The sequence below is a fragment of the Neomicrococcus lactis genome (assembly GCF_014200305.1).
Taxonomy (GTDB): domain Bacteria; phylum Actinomycetota; class Actinomycetes; order Actinomycetales; family Micrococcaceae; genus Neomicrococcus; species Neomicrococcus lactis.
The window spans coordinates 1413784-1429504 of the sequence record NZ_JACHBL010000001.1 but is presented as its reverse complement, the minus strand read 5'-3'; the positions used below and the strand labels follow the sequence as shown (position 1 = coordinate 1429504).

At 55.7% G+C, this 15721-nt stretch carries 16 protein-coding genes; 5 read left to right on the top strand and 11 right to left on the bottom strand.

Annotated elements, in window-relative coordinates:
* Positions 1-13: 13 nt before the first annotated feature.
* From BKA12_RS12690 to BKA12_RS06480, 8 genes are all read right to left on the bottom strand, one after another.
* Entirely contained in the window at positions 14-274 is a 261-nt protein-coding gene (locus BKA12_RS12690; protein ID WP_420826523.1) for a PqqD family protein, read from the bottom strand.
* Between the two features lie 23 nt (positions 275-297).
* On the bottom strand, positions 298-1173 hold the full coding sequence (locus BKA12_RS06510) for a nucleotidyltransferase family protein (protein ID WP_183641622.1): 876 nt from the start codon (positions 1171-1173) through the stop codon (positions 298-300).
* Positions 1166-2050 carry a glucose-1-phosphate thymidylyltransferase RfbA gene (rfbA, locus tag BKA12_RS06505; protein WP_183641620.1) on the bottom strand — a complete coding sequence of 295 codons (885 nt, stop codon included), beginning with the start codon at positions 2048-2050 and terminating at the stop codon, positions 1166-1168. The genes BKA12_RS06510 and rfbA overlap by 8 nt, the downstream gene beginning before the upstream one ends.
* Positions 2051-2162: 112 nt before the next feature.
* Positions 2163-2522, bottom strand: a complete 360-nt coding sequence (locus BKA12_RS06500; protein WP_183641618.1) for a YtxH domain-containing protein — start codon at positions 2520-2522, stop codon at positions 2163-2165.
* An 81-nt stretch (positions 2523-2603) separates the two neighbouring features.
* Positions 2604-2912, bottom strand: coding sequence for a hypothetical protein (locus BKA12_RS06495; protein WP_183641617.1), 309 nt, complete (start codon positions 2910-2912; stop codon positions 2604-2606).
* Between the two features lie 41 nt (positions 2913-2953).
* Entirely contained in the window at positions 2954-3655 is a 702-nt protein-coding gene (gene deoC, locus BKA12_RS06490; protein WP_183641615.1) for a deoxyribose-phosphate aldolase, read from the bottom strand.
* Between the two features lie 49 nt (positions 3656-3704).
* Positions 3705-5441 carry a phospho-sugar mutase gene (locus BKA12_RS06485; protein WP_183641612.1) on the bottom strand — a complete coding sequence of 579 codons (1737 nt, stop codon included), beginning with the start codon at positions 5439-5441 and terminating at the stop codon, positions 3705-3707.
* Between the two features lie 36 nt (positions 5442-5477).
* Positions 5478-6314 carry a purine-nucleoside phosphorylase gene (locus tag BKA12_RS06480; protein WP_183641610.1) on the bottom strand — a complete coding sequence of 279 codons (837 nt, stop codon included), beginning with the start codon at positions 6312-6314 and terminating at the stop codon, positions 5478-5480.
* Between the two features lie 65 nt (positions 6315-6379).
* Between BKA12_RS06480 and BKA12_RS06475 the strand changes: the two genes are divergently transcribed.
* Both BKA12_RS06475 and BKA12_RS06470 read left to right on the top strand, forming a co-directional pair.
* Positions 6380-7801: an NAD(P)H-quinone dehydrogenase gene (locus BKA12_RS06475; RefSeq protein ID WP_420826508.1), complete on the top strand. Its 1422-nt coding sequence runs from the start codon at positions 6380-6382 to the stop codon at positions 7799-7801.
* Positions 7802-7910: 109 nt separating this feature from the next.
* Positions 7911-9296, top strand: coding sequence for an MFS transporter (locus tag BKA12_RS06470; RefSeq protein WP_183644685.1), 1386 nt, complete (start codon positions 7911-7913; stop codon positions 9294-9296).
* Positions 9297-9609: 313 nt separating this feature from the next.
* Here BKA12_RS06470 and BKA12_RS06465 read toward each other — a convergent pair whose 3' ends face one another.
* Together BKA12_RS06465 and BKA12_RS06460 are read right to left on the bottom strand one after the other, a co-directional pair.
* A complete protein-coding gene (locus BKA12_RS06465; RefSeq protein ID WP_183641608.1) occupies positions 9610-9912 on the bottom strand; it encodes a hypothetical protein in 303 nt (100 codons plus the stop codon).
* Positions 9913-10547: 635 nt separating this feature from the next.
* A complete protein-coding gene (locus BKA12_RS06460) occupies positions 10548-11462 on the bottom strand; it encodes an alpha-1,2-fucosyltransferase (RefSeq protein WP_183641606.1) in 915 nt (304 codons plus the stop codon).
* A 14-nt stretch (positions 11463-11476) separates the two neighbouring features.
* Here BKA12_RS06460 and BKA12_RS06455 point away from each other — a divergent pair, with 14 nt between their 5' ends.
* From BKA12_RS06455 to BKA12_RS06445, 3 genes are read left to right on the top strand one after another with little or no spacing between them, the layout of a single operon-like run.
* Entirely contained in the window at positions 11477-12439 is a 963-nt protein-coding gene (locus tag BKA12_RS06455) for a glycosyltransferase family 2 protein (protein WP_183641604.1), read from the top strand.
* Positions 12436-12948: an acyltransferase gene (locus BKA12_RS12500; protein WP_183641602.1), complete on the top strand. Its 513-nt coding sequence runs from the start codon at positions 12436-12438 to the stop codon at positions 12946-12948. The genes BKA12_RS06455 and BKA12_RS12500 overlap by 4 nt, the downstream gene beginning before the upstream one ends.
* 18 nt (positions 12949-12966) lie before the next feature.
* Complete coding sequence (locus tag BKA12_RS06445; protein ID WP_183641600.1) at positions 12967-13896, top strand: glycosyltransferase family 2 protein; 930 nt, start codon at positions 12967-12969, stop codon at positions 13894-13896.
* Here the strand turns inward: BKA12_RS06445 and BKA12_RS06440 are convergent.
* A complete protein-coding gene (locus BKA12_RS06440) occupies positions 13893-15677 on the bottom strand; it encodes an acetyl/propionyl/methylcrotonyl-CoA carboxylase subunit alpha (RefSeq protein WP_183641598.1) in 1785 nt (594 codons plus the stop codon). The two genes, BKA12_RS06445 and BKA12_RS06440, sit on opposite strands and share 4 nt — an antisense overlap.
* Between the last annotated feature and the right edge of the window lie 44 nt (positions 15678-15721).

The window sequence follows — 15721 nt, the reverse complement described above, 5'->3', positions numbered from 1 at the left end:
TAAGCGCACGGTGCTAGCCCTGCTCAATGAGCCCGGATTCATGGAGGCTAGTGAGTGTCTCTCGAACATCGTCACTGATGACATCCGGGCTGACGCCTGCCTGCTCCGAAATCGCAATGACAATGTCCGATTCAGTTTGAAACTCTCGCGTTAAAGCATCCCAAATCAAGGTTCCAGTACTGCTGAGAACCATCGCCCGAGATCCAGGCGTGGCACAAACGACTAGAGCGGTTGGAGTTTCGGATTTGAAGTATTCGAAAGCACAGTCAGGCATGATCTTGTATCGGATTGTCGTCATCATGGTTTGCCGTCTGTTTTCCGTTGGGTGAACATCGAGAATGCATATGCTGCCCGAGCGCGGAACTCGTTTAGATAATCGGTGATCGAGGGTTTGCGATCGAGCCGCATTTGGAGATGGTCCTTGTTGATCAGGAGGGAACCTAAGGCGATTTTCACCTTCTCTTGTGGTGAGGTCGCAGCGTGTATCCGCGCACGGAAGAGTTCAAGTCGATCACCGCCAGAGGCAAGCGACTTCCAGAGCCTGAAGTCCGGGTGCTGCTGAACTTCAGCGAGTCCTAATTCATCATTGGTGGCAATAGCGTACGGAGTCATTGCGCCGAACAGAATTGCCCGTTTTCGCAGTTCCTGTTTCTCATCCGAGATGGCGTTGAGGACAAACTTCGTGTCACTGTCGCCCCGCGCTGGATCTCGAGAAGCATGGATGGCAATGATCAGAGCATGATCTAGTCGACTCGGCACTTTGCAAAGTTGATTCGCAATCAACTTTTGATTGTGCTGGCGCCACAAGAGGTCGAACGCCTGGGTTGGTTCAATTGTGAAGCCCGGAAACGATCGGTGTACATCAACATAGCCCCACGTGTCATGCCATAAGGCAGCCGCATGCTTGAAAATTGAGCCAGATTCGAATGACGTGACCGTGCGCCAGCCATTTCCGCGCAGGCATTGGACGAGAGCGTTTGCTTGGTGGGGGCGTACAAGAACGTCAGCGTCAGTGCTGAGACGGCCTTCGTGGTAGAGATCGTCAGGCGCGGCATATCCCTTGACATGGAGCACGTCGATATGGTTTTCGCGCGCAATTGCCGCAACCAAAGCGTGAGCAATTCTCACGCGAGTCGCTTGCGGAATCTCGACGGTAGGTGCCTGATTAGTCAACGGACAAACTTCGATCGATGTCTAATAGTTGAAGGAGGTAGCTTCCGTATCCGCTCTTCACGAGCTTTTCTGCGCGTTCGGCTAATTCAGCGTCACTGAGGAACCCTTGTCGCCAGGCGATCTCCTCCGGGGCGCCAATCTTGAGTCCCTGGCGGTGCTCGATGGTGCGGATGAAGGTGGAAGCGTCGTTGAGGTCGTCGATGGTTCCGGTGTCGAGCCAGGCGGTTCCACGCGGGAAAAGGGTGACACTGAGCTTCTTGCGCTCTAGGTATGTACGGTTTACGTCCGTAATTTCGAGCTCTCCGCGGGCTGATGGCTTAAGGGACTGCGCGATGTCTACAACTTCGTTGTCATAGAAATAGAGGCCCGGGACGGCGTAGCTGCTCTTGGGCTCCGCAGGCTTCTCCTCAAGCGATATGGCTTTGCCGTTGGCGTCAAACTCCACCACACCGTAGGCGCGCGGATTTTTGACCCAGTAACCAAAGATGGCCGCGCCATCGACGTCAACATTCTTGGTCAACTGGGTGCCCATGCCTGGGCCGTAGAAGACGTTGTCACCAAGTACAAGAGCAACCTTGTCATCGCCTATAAAGTCTCTGCCCAAGACAAATGCTTGTGCCAAACCATCGGGGGAGGGCTGCTGGACGTAGGAGAAGGATACGCCGAACTGTGAGCCGTCGCCCAGCAAGCGCTGGAACTGTGGGGCATCGTGGGGTGTGGTGATGATAAGGATTTCTCGAATACCAGCCAACAACAAGGTTGAAAGCGGGTAATAAATCATGGGCTTGTCATAGACAGGCACCAGTTGCTTGGAGATTCCTTGAGTGATCGGATGTAGTCGCGTTCCGGAACCGCCGGCGAGAATGATGCCCTTCATGTATTCATCCTATTTCGAGCGTTATTAAAGAAGAAAAAGGAGCTGGTGCCGAACATGATAGTTACGACACCAGCTCCTTGAGAAACTCCATTAGTCCTGGAGGGACTCTCGCCTACTGCTGAGGACGAGGGGATCCACCTTCGGCGGCCCAGTCAGATCCAACTTGGTCATCCTGAGCTGGGTCAGAGATGACGTCATCTGCAACCGGAACATCCTTCTCGGCGTTGTCCGAGTGCGAGACCTTCTCCTTGACCTGAGTGGTCACCTTGGATGCGGCCGAAGAAACGGCTGCGCTGACTTCAGGCGCCTTTTCTTTGACCTTATCCGTGAACTCTGTGATCTTCTGCTGCGTCTGAGGGTCTTCCCACATCTGCTTCGCTTTAGACTTCATGTTCTCGTACGATTCCCGGCCCTGACGGGTTCCGAAAATATATCCCGCTACTGCACCTGCAATGAATGTGAAGAGTCGCATGATTCCTCCAGTCGTGCTTAAAGTGATTAACTTGCGTGATTTACAGTGTAAAGCTTATTACGAAAGGGCCGTTAAGACGAATTAGTGCTTGGACGACTCAGCGTTGATAGCGTCGCGGTATTCAGCATCCACAGAAGCGCGGGCGAAGTTCTCATTCGCCGTCTTGTCCGGGTGAGCATCCGAGCGACCCAGGATGTGCTGGGGGACAATGAGTGCGATCAAAACTAACACCAACAGTGCAATGGTTGGCCACCATGCGTTGGAGAGAGTCCAAAACGTGGTCATGAAGATTGCAGCTGCGAAAAGCACAAAGACGACAATCAGCGTCAGGAAATTACCTGCGAAGTTGCCCTGACCCGAGTAGGCCTTGTTCTTACCCTGTGAATACACTTTTCCTCCTGAAGGTGCGACTGAATCTGGACGAGCTACGACTAGTACGAGCTTTCGCCCAGTTCTCCTCTAACAATAGCAATTCCTGAGCTAGCACCGAGCCTTGTTGCGCCAGCTTTGATCATGTTGAGCGCATCCTCGCGGGAACGCACACCACCGGATGCCTTCACACCCAGGGTCGGTCCGACCGTCTTGCGCATCAAAGCAACGTCTTCAACCGTCGCGCCGCCGCCACCGAAACCAGTGCTGGTCTTCACGAAATCTGCCTTCGCTTCGACGGATGCTTCGCAAGCGAGTACTTTGGCGGCGTCGTCAAGCATGGACGTTTCCAAGATCACCTTGAGAATGGCGTTGCCCTCATGAGCGGCCGCAGCGATAGCGGAGATGTCAGCAACCAAAGCGTCGCGATCTCCGCGGATGGCAGAGGCAATGTCGATGACCATGTCGATCTCGTTCGCACCATCAGCGATGGCCTGCTTCGTTTCGAACACCTTGACGGCCGTCGGGGAGGCACCGAATGGGAATCCAATGACGGAGCAGGTAAGGACGCCGCTACCTTCCAAAGCTTCGCTGACGGTGGAAACCCACAAAGGATTTACGCACACGGATTTGAACTTGAATTCGCGCGCTTCATCGCAGACTCGCAGGATGTCGTCCCGGGAGGAATTCTGCTTGAGAAGCGTGTGGTCAATCATTTGAGCGAGCTCGGCTGCCGAAAGCTCTGCGGCGGGAGAAATAGTCATTGTTGCTGTCCTGTAGTTGAGGGATGAAATGGTCGAGAAGCCGCGGGCTCTACAGTCCGAGTGCTTCGCTGACGTCGTTACGAACCTCCGCTAGGCGTTCCTGCGCGGCTAGACGCTGCTCGTCAAGCGTTCCTGGTGCATCGGCGTTCAAATGAACTTCCAAGTAGCACTTCAGCTTGGGCTCTGTGCCAGACGGACGAATGATGACTCGTGTGTCATCCGCCGTGGCAAACAAGACGCCATCTGTCGGAGGTAGGTCGCCGCCGGGGAGGGACAAGTCAATTACGGAGTCAACAGGGGAACCTCCCAAGGACTCAGGCGCCTGCGCGCGAATGCGTCCCATCATGGCGCCGATCAAGTCTAACGAGCTCACACGGACGGACAACTGGTCCGTAGCGTATAGACCGTACTTGAGGTCGAGATCGTCAAGGTCCTGCTGCAAGTTCTCACCCTTGGCATGGCGGCGAGCGGCGATTTCGGCCACGAGCAATCCGGCCGAAATGCCGTCCTTGTCACGAACCAATTCAGGCGCCACGCAATAGCCTAGCGCCTCTTCGTAGCCGAAAGTCAGCCCTGGGACACGGGAAATCCACTTGAAGCCCGTCAGCGTGTTGCTGTGAGCAATGTTGTGCGCGGCAGCGATGCCTGCAAGGCGGCGGGACGACACAATCGAGTTGGCGAACACAGCGCCTTCGGCGGAGTCGGCCAGACTCGTGGCGAGGAAGTTGCCGAGCACGGATCCCAACTCGTCACCGCGAAGCATGCGCCATCCGTCAGTCGACTTAATCGCCACAGCACAACGGTCTGCGTCCGGATCATTGGCAATCACCAGCGCGGCATCGACACGATCCGCAAGCTCGAGAGCCATATCAATGGCGCCGGCCTCTTCCGGATTTGGGAAGGTCACGGTCGGGAAATCAGGGTCAGGAGCAGATTGCTCTTGAACCACATGAAGATTCGTGAATCCAGCGCCGCGGAGGACGCTCTCCATCGTTTCGCCACCCACACCATGTAGGGGAGTGAGGACAATGGGCAAGTACTTGTCAGAAGGCTCATCCGTCACCTTCTGAGCCACGGCGTCCGCAACGGCGCGCGCGTAAGTCGCGGCGACGTCGTCGTCCTCTCCCTTGCCTGGAAGTACCGTCCATCCCGAATCTGCCAACTCGATGCTCGAGAGCGGAGTGGAGTAATCGATGGCCGCGGCGATCTCTTGATCCAGCGGCGAAACGATCTGAGCGCCTTGCCCAGCGTCCGTGACAACCCGGCCGCCGAGGTACACCTTGTAGCCGTTGTCCTGTGGAGGATTGTGCGAAGCGGTCACCATGACGCCACAGTCGGCATCAAGGTGGCGCACTGCGAAAGCGAGCACGGGCGTTGGCAACGCAGATGGCATTAAGAACGTCTCGAACCCGTGCGCGGTAAAGACGGCTGCCGAGTCTTTTGCAAATTCCAGCGAGTTGTGGCGAGCGTCGTAACCTACGACGACGCGCGGTACATACGCGCTTCCAGCCTTCGTTGCGAGGAATCGAGCGAGGCCAGCTGCGGTGCGGCGGACCACGACTCGGTTCATGCGCATAGGACCGGCACCAAGGGCGGCGCGCAATCCGGCGGTGCCGAACTCGAGGGTGCCGGCGAAGCGGTCCTCGAGCTCTTCGAGAGAGGCGTCCGGATTCTCAAGACCTGCGAGGAGGTCAAGAAGTTCCTGTTGTGTCTGAGGGTCTGGGTCTTCAGCGGCCCAGACCCGCGCTCGCTGCAGCAGTGCTTCGCGAGTGGAATGGGAATTCATGTCCTTGAAACTTTCTTGGTGGGGGAGTGAAAGGGCCTAAAGCTGACCAACGATGTTGGCGAGCAATTGAGAAATCCTTGGTCCAGCGGCCTGTCCAGCTTCAAGTACTTCTTCGTGGCTCAACGGCTGATCACTAATGCCGGCAGCAAGGTTGGTCACGAGTGAGATGCCAAAGACCTCCATGCCAGCGTGGCGGGCAGCGATTGCTTCGAGAGCGGTAGACATGCCCACTAGATCGGCGCCGATGATTTTCGCGTACTGCACTTCTGACGGGGTCTCGTAGTGAGGTCCCGTGAACTGTGCGTAGACGCCTTCGTCGAGGGAGCTGTCGACAGTCTTGGCGATCTCGCGAATGCGTGAGGAATAAAGGTCCGTAAGATCCACGAACGTAGCGCCCTCGAGCGGGGACGAAGCCGTGAGATTGATGTGGTCCTTGATGAGCACGGGGGTGCCGGGTGCCCAATTGGGATTCAAGCCACCACAGCCGTTGGTCAGGACTGCGATCTTGCAACCGGCAGCGGCCGCAACACGGACACCGTGGGCGACGGCGCGAACGCCTTTGCCCTCGTAGAAGTGCGTGCGGGCGCCAATAACGAGCACGCGCTTTCCGCTCTCGGTGAGAATCGAGCGAATAGTTCCACCATGGCCGTGGACGGCAGGAGAGAAGAATCCAGGGATATCAGCGGCCGCGAACTCGTGCGTGGTTTCACCAATAAGGTCAGCGGCTCCGCCCCAGCCTGATCCCAGAGTGAGGGAAATATCGTGGGTAGCTACTCCAGTGATCTTCGCGATGGCATCGGCGGCGTCGCGGGCAAGGTCAAACGGTTCGTTATTCACATACAAAAACCTACAGGCACCACTTGATTTTTGCATTCTGAACTTAGGCGTAGCGGCTTGGCGAATGGCAACTTTTGGTGGCTTTAGTGAAGAATGGGAACGTGACCAACCATATGGACATCAGCAAAAAGCATCTAGTCATCATCGGCGGCGGCCCCGGCGGCTATGAGGCGGCGCTTGTAGCAGCCCATCTCGGCGCCAAAGTGAGCGTCGTGGAGGCCCGTGGCATGGGCGGAGCGGCCGTTCTCACAGACGTTGTTCCGTCCAAGACATTGATCGCCACCGCGGATGCAATGCGACGTGTGAACAGTGCGCGTGAGCTGGGTGTCAATATTGGCAACGCCGCCACCGGCGAGAAGGACGCGGTCGCTTGGGCTGACTTCGACGTGGTGAACTCCCGTCTTTTGGATCTTGCGGCGTCCCAGTCTGCTGATATCCGTGCGGCACTGGAGCGCAACGGCGTGGAGATCTATGACGGTCACGGAAAACTTCTGGGTTCTTCCGAAGTACAGGTCACCCGCCACGATGGCTCCACGACGGTCTTGAAGGCCGACGCTATCTTGCTGGCCGTGGGTGCTCACCCGCGCGAATTGCCGACCGCTAAGCCAGACGGGGAACGCATCTTCAACTGGACTCAGGTCTACAACATGACTGAGGTGCCTGAGCATCTTGTAGTGGTTGGATCTGGTGTGACCGGCGCCGAGTTTGCCTCGGCCTACAACCTTTTGGGCACCAAGGTGTCGCTGGTGTCTTCACGCGACCGCGTGCTTCCGGGCGAGGACCCGGACGCCGCAGCAGTTCTGGAAGAGGTCTTCCAGCGCAACGGCGTCAACGTGGTGAGCAAATCTCGTGCTGAAGCGGTGGAGCGCACGGAGAACGGCGTGTTGGTAACGCTCGGCGATGGCCGGACCCTTGAAGCAAGTCACTGCCTCTTGGCTGTTGGCGGTATCCCTAACACCGAGGGGCTCGGCTTGGAAGCTGCTGGCGTTCAGGTCAATGAAGCTGGCTACATCCAGGTTGATGGTGTTTCCCGCACCACGGCAACGAACATCTACGCTTCTGGCGACTGCACCGGCGTATTTGCTTTGGCATCCGTGGCGGCCATGCAAGGCCGGATCGCGATGGCTCACTGGCTAGGCGACGGCGTTCGTCCGCTCAAGCTCAACGAAGTTTCGTCCAACATCTTCACGTCGCCAGAAATCGCGACCGTTGGCGTCACCGAAAAGCAGGTGGCTGAAGGTGTCTACCAGGCCGACGTACTACGTTTGGATCTGGCCACGAACGCTCGCGCCAAAATGATGAACGTAACGGAAGGCTTCGTGAAGATCTTTTCCCGCAGGGGCTCCGGAACCGTTATTGGCGGCGTAGTTGTTGCGCCACGTGCCTCCGAACTGATCTTCCCGATTAGTCTCGCTGTTCACAAGCGACTCCACGTGGATGACCTTGCCGAGACCTTCACTGTGTATCCATCATTGTCTGGATCTGTTTCTGAAGCTGCGCGAAGGTTGCACGTTCACTTGTGAGACATTGTCTCAAATAGTGGACATCTCTCGTTGGCGCTGAAGTTCCGTTATTACCACGGCGTAGTATTCCTCAGTGCGCACACTCGCGCTTGAGAAAGGTAACTACAAAGTGGCAGTCACTGACGCAGTGCCAGCGAGGCAAAACACGCGTTCCCGCGTTCTTTTTGCGTCGCTCATCGGCACCACTATCGAATTTTATGATTTCTATGCCTATGCAACGGCATCGGTTCTGGTCTTCCCCGCGCTGTTCTTCCCGAACGCAACTAATATCAACGCTATTCTGAGCGCGTTCGCAATCTTCGGCGTCGCGTTTATCGCCCGTCCGCTGGGTTCAGTGCTCTTTGGCCACTTCGGCGACAAGCTGGGCCGCAAGGGAACCTTGGTGGCATCGCTGCTCACCATGGGCTTGGCAACCTTCCTCATTGGATTCCTGCCGGCGGCTCAAGGCGCTTGGGTTATCCTCGCACCGCTCTTCTTGGTGCTTCTGCGCTTTGCTCAGGGCCTTGCGTTGGGTGGCGAATGGTCGGGTGCAGCCTTGGTGGCAATCGAAAACGCTCCAGCCGACAAGCGCGCCATCTACGGCACGTTCCCGCAGCTCGGTGCGCCTCTCGGCTTCATCATTGCTAACACGATGTTCGTCTTCCTCCAGAACAGCCTGACTGCAGAACAATTCATGGCTTGGGGCTGGCGAGTTCCGTTCTGGTTCTCCATTGTCATGGTCGCAATCGGTCTGTGGGTACGCCTCCGTCTCGTCGAATCGACTTCTTTCCAGAAGGTCATTGCGCAGGACAAGGTTTCTAAGAACCCTGTAGCGGACACCTTCCGTCTCCACTGGCGCGCTGTGCTTGCTGGCACGTTCATCATGTTTGCAACCTACGTGCTGTTCTACTTGATGACTTCCTTCACATTGACCTATGGAACTTCACCAGCCACGCCTGAACAGGCAGCCGCTGCAGCAGCTAAGGCCGGCAAGGCGTTCAACCCGGATGGCTTCGTGCCTGGACTGGGCATTGCACGCCCAGAGTTCCTTACCATGCTGATTATCGGCGTCGTGTTCTTCGCGATCTTCACTCTGGTCTCGGGTCCGCTGTCTGAAAAGCTGGGTCGCCGGAAGTTCTTGATCATCGTCACGGTGCTCATCGTGATCTTTGGCTGCAGCTGGACAACCATGTTTGGACCAGGCAAGGCTCCGGCAATGGTTGGTCTGATCATCGGTATGTCATTGATGGGTTCAACGTTCGGCCCTATGGCCGCTTTCCTACCCGAGCTGTTCCCAACCAACGTCCGCTACACCGGATCGGCCGTTGCCTACAACCTGTCGTCCGTCATTGGCGCAGCGCCGGCATCGTTCGTTGCCATCGCATTGTGGCAGGCTGGCGGCGGAAACACGGTCTGGGTTGGCGTTTATCTCGCATTGGCTGGTATCTGCACGCTCATTGCTCTCTTCATGACTCGCGAGACTCGCGATCAAGAGTTTGAGGACAACTTGGCTTAGCACCGATCGTCAGACAGTGGGTGTCTACTCTCTATTATTGAGAGTAGACACCCACTTTTGTCATTCTGGGGGGTGTGTATTTATTGGATTGGCATTGGCCTAGATTTCATGAGAAGTCACTTTGAATTTGATAGAGCTGCCGTTAGAACCGAATACTGAAACGTGGTTAGAGAATCGGGCGAGGGCTTAGCCTTGACATGTTCGAGGAATGGGGGAGGCTTTGCCAAAATCGCTAGATGTGATCACTGTTGGAAATGCAACTCGCGGTTGGGGGCCAATCGAGCGCCTATCAACGCTGGCCGCTGAAGTATTCTCAGCGCAGCTCATCACGGTTCCAGCGAGGAAGTCTGTCTCCCGACTCTTCTGGGCCAAAGCCGGGGTTCCTCGCAACAAGGGAAAGGACTCGGGAAAAAGCGCGCTCTTGATCGTTGGCGTCCCGGGCCAACTTTTTGCACTGCTTGAAGATCCGCTGTGGTTGGGCAGGTACGAGCAAGTAGCTGTTTGGGTCATCGATAGTTTCTGGAATGAGCGCATTCCGAAAGCTCTTCGCGGGACGAGGCGAATCGATTGGATCTGGGTTACTGACTCCAACGATGTACCTGACTGGAAGTCCCATTTCGGTAATCGTGTGGGGGTGCTCCCATGGGGTACGGATGCGCTTCGAATCAACACAGAGTATTCGGTTGCTTCAAAGCACATTGACTTGTTGCGAGTTGGACGGCAACCGCTGGAATACGACGACGATGTGCTTACGTTGAGTGACGCATCTCAGCTAGGCATCAACTTCGCAGGCAGGCCCGCATTCGGCAGTGATGAGAGTGAATCTCAACGTAACCTGTACCGTGCGCTTGCAACCACTAAGTCTGTTCTCGCATTTTCGAACCTGGTGGATGGGTCAAAATACACGCATCCTACAAAGGAGTATGTCACCGGTCGATGGTTAGATGCGTTGGCTAGCGGGGCTGCAATCGGTGGAGCATTTCCCAACACGGAGACTTCCCGGTCACTTGTACCCGAGGTTGGCAGATTCGATGTGAACGCGCTAGATCGAAGCCGTGGTCTCGGTGAGGTGCGTTCTTGGCTTCAAAGTTGGAGTGAGGATAAAGCATCGGTATTGCGAAAGCATGCGGTAGACCACCTGGACTGGCGGTACAGACTGGCTTCAATCGATGCCCACCTAGACCTTGGGTCGCGTCAATTGAAGGAGGAAATTCAACAGCTGAAGCAACTTTCTAGCAGGCTAGGCTAGCTCTAGTCATCTAGCTCATCGGGCATTGCACCGGAGTGCAAACTGCTAATTGCATTCACGCGCGTCCACCATGCAGGTAGAGGCCACGCGCGGCTTTCATCCACATACCTTTCATGGATCTCCGGCACGACGATTTTATTTCTTTTTTGGCTCAGAAGGTCTGAAAGGAATCCACCCCAATAAGAGAATGTGGAATTCGGAAGAATCAGTTTTGAGGAGCAAGCGAGTGCAGCCAAATCACCGAATACGCCCGGTGTGACCCCGCCGAAGTGAATCGGAAGATTACTGGGGAACATATCTGAATGGGTTCGGCACCACTCAAGATCGTCGGAGATCACCCGAATGCTTGTGAAGTGATCGAAGTGGGTTATTGCCTCAGCGACAAAGGACTCAATATCGATACCGTAAATTTCTTCAAAGGGCGTTGAATAGTAATCACCTCGTCGTATGTTGATCGTCAACTGATGTTGGTCGATCGCGCTCGATGCAGCTGAGATTTTTGCTCCAAACGCTTCGGAACTGAGGAGTCGTCTCTCGAGAAATTCATTGAGGTCGGACTCCGTGAAATCCTCACCGTAGTTGATCGGCCATTCGCTAAAACGGGGCATCGTGAATTTCACCTCTTCGCGGGAGATGGTTAGTTCCTTGAGCGCAGGAAACTCCTGTAGCCAATCGCGCATATTTTCCTTGTACAGAAACGGAGTCCGGCGGCCGCTAGCTAGCCGAGAGTCTGCGCGTAACCACACGTACAGGTAATTCCCGCCGCGTTTTCCATCGCCAGCCCAGATGACGCCGTTTTCGCCACGTCTGATCAATGAAAGTGCATGGTTAGAAATTGCCCGAAAAGGGTTCAAATTCTGCTCCTGATGTAAGGCGTATCGTTCAGGCAAAGTGTGTAAGTCAATCCAAAGTTCCAAGTATCATCCTAAGTATGAGTGCCTCGGAAGAACCAAAAGTGAGCGTAGTAATTCCGTGTTTTAATGCCGAACGCACTATTGCAGATCAGCTGGAAGCACTGGAGACGCAAAAGGACGCACCAAAGTTCGAGGTTTTGATTATCGACAATGGTTCAACAGATAAGTCCCGCGAAATCGTCCAGAACTTCGCCAAACACGCTTCCGTGCCGTTTCGAGTGATAGAGGCTCACAGCTACCAAGGCGCCTCATATGCTCGCAATGTTGGAGTCAGCCGTAGCATTGCCGATCGAATCATGTTTTGCGATGCGGACGATGTGGTTTCCCAATGGTGGATCAGCCACGGGAATCAGTGCTTTGAACGCTCACCAGTTTGGAATGGCGCGGCAATTCTGCTCAGTGACAAGCAGTTCGAGGGGACCGTAGACCAAATCCGTGCCGAATTTGGTGATTCACCCGTTTTCGAAGAGCCAGTGGCCGCCGCGTCAAGCGCATTTCCAGTTCTTATGGGTGGAAATTTTGGAGCGACCAAGTCAGTACTACAGGAAGTCCAGGGATTTGATCAGTCGTTCTTTGGAGCGGGCGAGGATAACGATCTGGGATTCCGGCTTCGGAAGGCCGGTTACGCGTATCCCAATGCACCATCGGTGAGAATCGGCTACCGGGGTAAGTGGGACTCCAAGTTCATTCGAAAGCTAGCCTTCCGGCAGGCAAAAGCGCACACACTCATCGCCACCCGTTACGAAGCATGGAGTGAATCGCCAATGCCGCGAGTGCATCGTGAGCTAGTGCGAGTTTCGGGTTCCACGATTTTGATGGCTCTCGGTAAGAAGGAAAGAAATTGGTCTGGACTTTCATCTAGGGCAGCAATCTTAGCCGGACTAATAGCTGGCAAGACGCAATACAAAGTATTCGGACGTATTCCCCAGACGCTGATCGGGGTCGGAATGAATGACGAAGACAAAGGTTCCCAACCATGAAGAAGGTCATCGGCGCAGGGTTCATTCGGCGGCTGGGTTGGAACATTGCCTACTCCAGTCTTATCCCGAACACAAAGCGAACAAGACTCCTCGCTCGGATGGGGTACCAACAATTCCAATCAGGCTTTATTGGGCCGAACGTCGAGATTGTTTCACCTGATGAGCTTGTGTTTTCGGAGGGTTGTTATGTTAATCGGGGTGTGTTTATTGATTATGGAAAAGTGACTCTCGGTAAGAACGTCTACATCGGTCAAAGGACCATGATTATCACCGTGACTCATGAAATTGGTAGTCCTGACAGACGAGCAGGTGACGGGATCGTCAAACCCGTCGCTGTCGGCGATGGGACATGGATTGGTGCGGGCGCCATCATCTTGCCGGGAGTGACCATTGGAAAGGGCTGCATTATTGGCGCGGGTTCAGTGGTCACTAAGAATTGCGAAGACCACGGACTCTATGTCGGTTCTCCTGCCAAACGGGTCCGGGACTTGCCGGACGGCAACGAATAAGAATAGGTACTACGCAACATGGTGGAAATCAGCGTCATCATTCCAGCACGCAACGTGGCAAGTGTATTGCCGGAGCAGCTTGAGGCATTGGCTACTCAGAAGAATGCGCCGGTTTTCGACGTCGTCGTTAGTGACAATGGCAGTATCGACAACACACTCCAGTGTGCCAACTACCGACACTGGCCATTCAAACTGAGGTTCGTCGACTCTTCAGCAAAGCCAGGTGCCTCCTACGCACGGAATGTCGGAGCGGCAGCCTCGACTGCGGAAATCCTTCTCTTTTGCGATTCAGACGACATCGTGGATGAAAATTGGGTCGCAGAATTGAGTCATGCCGTTGAGAATTCTGGCGGGGCGTTGGTCACCGGTGCGTTAAGGCATGATCGATTTAATAGCCGAGACCTGCTTGCGGCATACGATGTCCCGGAAGACCCTCAGCTCACGGATGAAACTCCTCGGATTGATTGGAAACCTGCCCCTTTCGCGAATTACTTGCCAACCGTAGCGGGAAATAACTTCGGAGCGCTAAAGAGCACTTATTTCAGTGTTGGCGGTATGAATCCAGACTTCCCTGGCGGATCAGAGGAAACGGATTTTTCATGGCGCGTACAGCTCAGTGGTGTTCGAGTAGTTTCGGCACCGCGCGCCCTAGTGCAATACCGGTTGCGTCAGGGCGGACGGGGTATTTTTAGGCAACAGAGAATTCAACAGTACGCGCGTGTCTTTCTCTGGACCCAATACAAGGGGACGAGCATGAGCGGACCAAGCGTCAAGTACTCGCTGACGGAAATCGCTAAGTACTTGCCTCAGGGACTCGATCCGCGGCCGGAAAAATCGGCGCAACGACTGCGAGCCATCCGCATTCTGGGCGGCAACGTTGGCGCTCTTCAGGGAATCGCGAAGTATCGAGTTCTTGAGCCGCTGAAGGCCAAGATTCGTTCGAACTAGCGAATAACCGCCAACGTCGTTCCAGCGCTCACGGTGGATCCCACAGTCGCGTCGAGGCCGGACACCACACCGTCCTTGTGAGCGGACAATGGCTGCTCCATCTTCATAGCTTCAAGGACCAGCACCAGATCTCCTTCCTTGACGGTGTCCCCGTCCTTGACGGCTACCTTGACGATGGTTCCCTGCATAGGGGACTTCAAATCGTCGCCAGAAGCGCCAGACGAGGCACCTCCGCGGCGTCCACCGAAGTTGCGCTTCTTGGCGGGCTTGGAGGTGCTGTTGCGTGAGCTCATGGATACACCAGAAGTGAGCGCAGCCGGCAAGAGCACCTCGATGCGCTTTCCGCCAACTTCCACGGTGTACTTCGTCGACTCAGCGTCCTCGGCCTCGCCAGCTTCAAGTACTGAGAATGGCGGGATCGTGTTCTTGAACTCGGTCTCAATCCAACGCGTGTGAACGGAGAACGGCTGATCATCAGCCTCCGGCACAAAAGCAGGGTCTGCCATGACGGCTTGGTGGAATGGTGCCACGGTTGGCATACCTTCGACCTGCAACTCCTCAAGAGCGCGGCGGGCGCGCTGGGCAGCTTCGTTACGGGTTCGGCCGGTAACGATGATCTTCGCGATCATCGAGTCAAAGTTGCCGGATACCGTGTCGCCCTGCTCGATGCCCGAATCAATTCGAACGCCGGGGCCGGACGGGAACGCAAGCTTCGTCAAGGTGCCCGGAGTCGGCATAAACGAGCGTCCTGGATCCTCACCGTTCAAGCGGAACTCAAAGGAGTGGCCACGAATCTCAGGATCCTTGTAGCCCAATTCTTCGCCGCGAGCGATGCGGAACTGCTCACGTACCAGGTCAATTCCGGTGACTTCTTCGGTGACAGGGTGTTCTACCTGAAGTCGAGTGTTGACCTCAAGAAACGTGATCAGGCCATCCTGGCCGATGAGGAACTCGCATGTGCCAGCGCCCGTGTACTTTGCTTCCTTGAGAATCGCTTTGGACGCCTCATAGAGCCGCTCGCGCTGGTCATCCGTCAAGAATGGAGCTGGTGCCTCTTCTACGAGCTTCTGGTTGCGGCGCTGCAGTGAGCAGTCGCGGGTAGAAACCACGACGACGTTGCCGTGCGTATCTGCCAAACATTGGGTTTCGACGTGGCGCGGTGCGTCAAGGAAGCGTTCTACGAAGCAGTCGCCGCGGCCGAAGGCTGCCTTGGCTTCGCGCACTGCGGATTCAAACAGCTCAGGTACTTCTGAGCGAGTGCGTGCCACCTTGATGCCACGTCCGCCGCCGCCATAGGCAGCCTTGATAGCTAGGGGAAGACCAAATTCATCAACGAAGCTCAGTACTTCGTCAACGGTTTCTACGGGACCAGGGGAGCCTGGCGCGAGAGGAGCGCCGACTTTGCCGGCGATGTGGCGCGCAGCAACTTTGTCTCCAAGAGTCGAGATAGCTTCGGGGGAAGGGCCAATCCAGATGAGGCCGGCGTCAATGACCTGCTGTGCGAAGTCGGCGTTCTCGGAAAGGAATCCGTATCCCGGGTGGATGGCGTCGGCGCCGGATCGCTTAGCGATCTCGATGATCTTGTCGCCCACCAAGTAGGTCTCTGCAGCGGAGGTGCCGTTCAACGCATACGCTTCGTCGGCAAGTCGAGCGTGCAAAGCATCGCGATCGGAATCTGCATATACGGCGACGGAGGCGATGCCTTCATCCTTGGCCGCCCGGATAACACGAACGGCAATTTCGCCACGGTTAGCGATCAGAACTTTGGTCAATGACGACATCGAGGGGAAGGCTCCTTCTTTTAGTACATTGGGAGCCTACCCCT

What these genes read in the sequence shown, in the direction of transcription:
- BKA12_RS06480 (WP_183641610.1), bottom strand. Translation starts at nt 6,314, where the DNA reads ATGCAAAAATCAAGTGGTGCCTGTAGGTTTTTGTATGTGAATAACGAA.
- BKA12_RS06455 (WP_183641604.1), top strand. Translation starts at nt 11,477, where the DNA reads ATGAGTGCCTCGGAAGAACCAAAAGTGAGCGTAGTAATTCCGTGTTTT.
- BKA12_RS12690 (WP_420826523.1), bottom strand. Translation starts at nt 274, where the DNA reads ATGCCTGACTGTGCTTTCGAATACTTCAAATCCGAAACTCCAACCGCT.
- rfbA (WP_183641620.1), bottom strand. Translation starts at nt 2,050, where the DNA reads ATGAAGGGCATCATTCTCGCCGGCGGTTCCGGAACGCGACTACATCCG.
- deoC (WP_183641615.1), bottom strand. Translation starts at nt 3,655, where the DNA reads ATGACTATTTCTCCCGCCGCAGAGCTTTCGGCAGCCGAGCTCGCTCAA.
- BKA12_RS06445 (WP_183641600.1), top strand. Translation starts at nt 12,967, where the DNA reads ATGGTGGAAATCAGCGTCATCATTCCAGCACGCAACGTGGCAAGTGTA.
- BKA12_RS06485 (WP_183641612.1), bottom strand. Translation starts at nt 5,441, where the DNA reads ATGAATTCCCATTCCACTCGCGAAGCACTGCTGCAGCGAGCGCGGGTC.
- BKA12_RS06465 (WP_183641608.1), bottom strand. Translation starts at nt 9,912, where the DNA reads ATGGGACTTCCAGTCAGGTACATCGTTGGAGTCAGTAACCCAGATCCA.
- BKA12_RS06440 (WP_183641598.1), bottom strand. Translation starts at nt 15,677, where the DNA reads ATGTCGTCATTGACCAAAGTTCTGATCGCTAACCGTGGCGAAATTGCC.
- BKA12_RS12500 (WP_183641602.1), top strand. Translation starts at nt 12,436, where the DNA reads ATGAAGAAGGTCATCGGCGCAGGGTTCATTCGGCGGCTGGGTTGGAAC.
- BKA12_RS06500 (WP_183641618.1), bottom strand. Translation starts at nt 2,522, where the DNA reads ATGCGACTCTTCACATTCATTGCAGGTGCAGTAGCGGGATATATTTTC.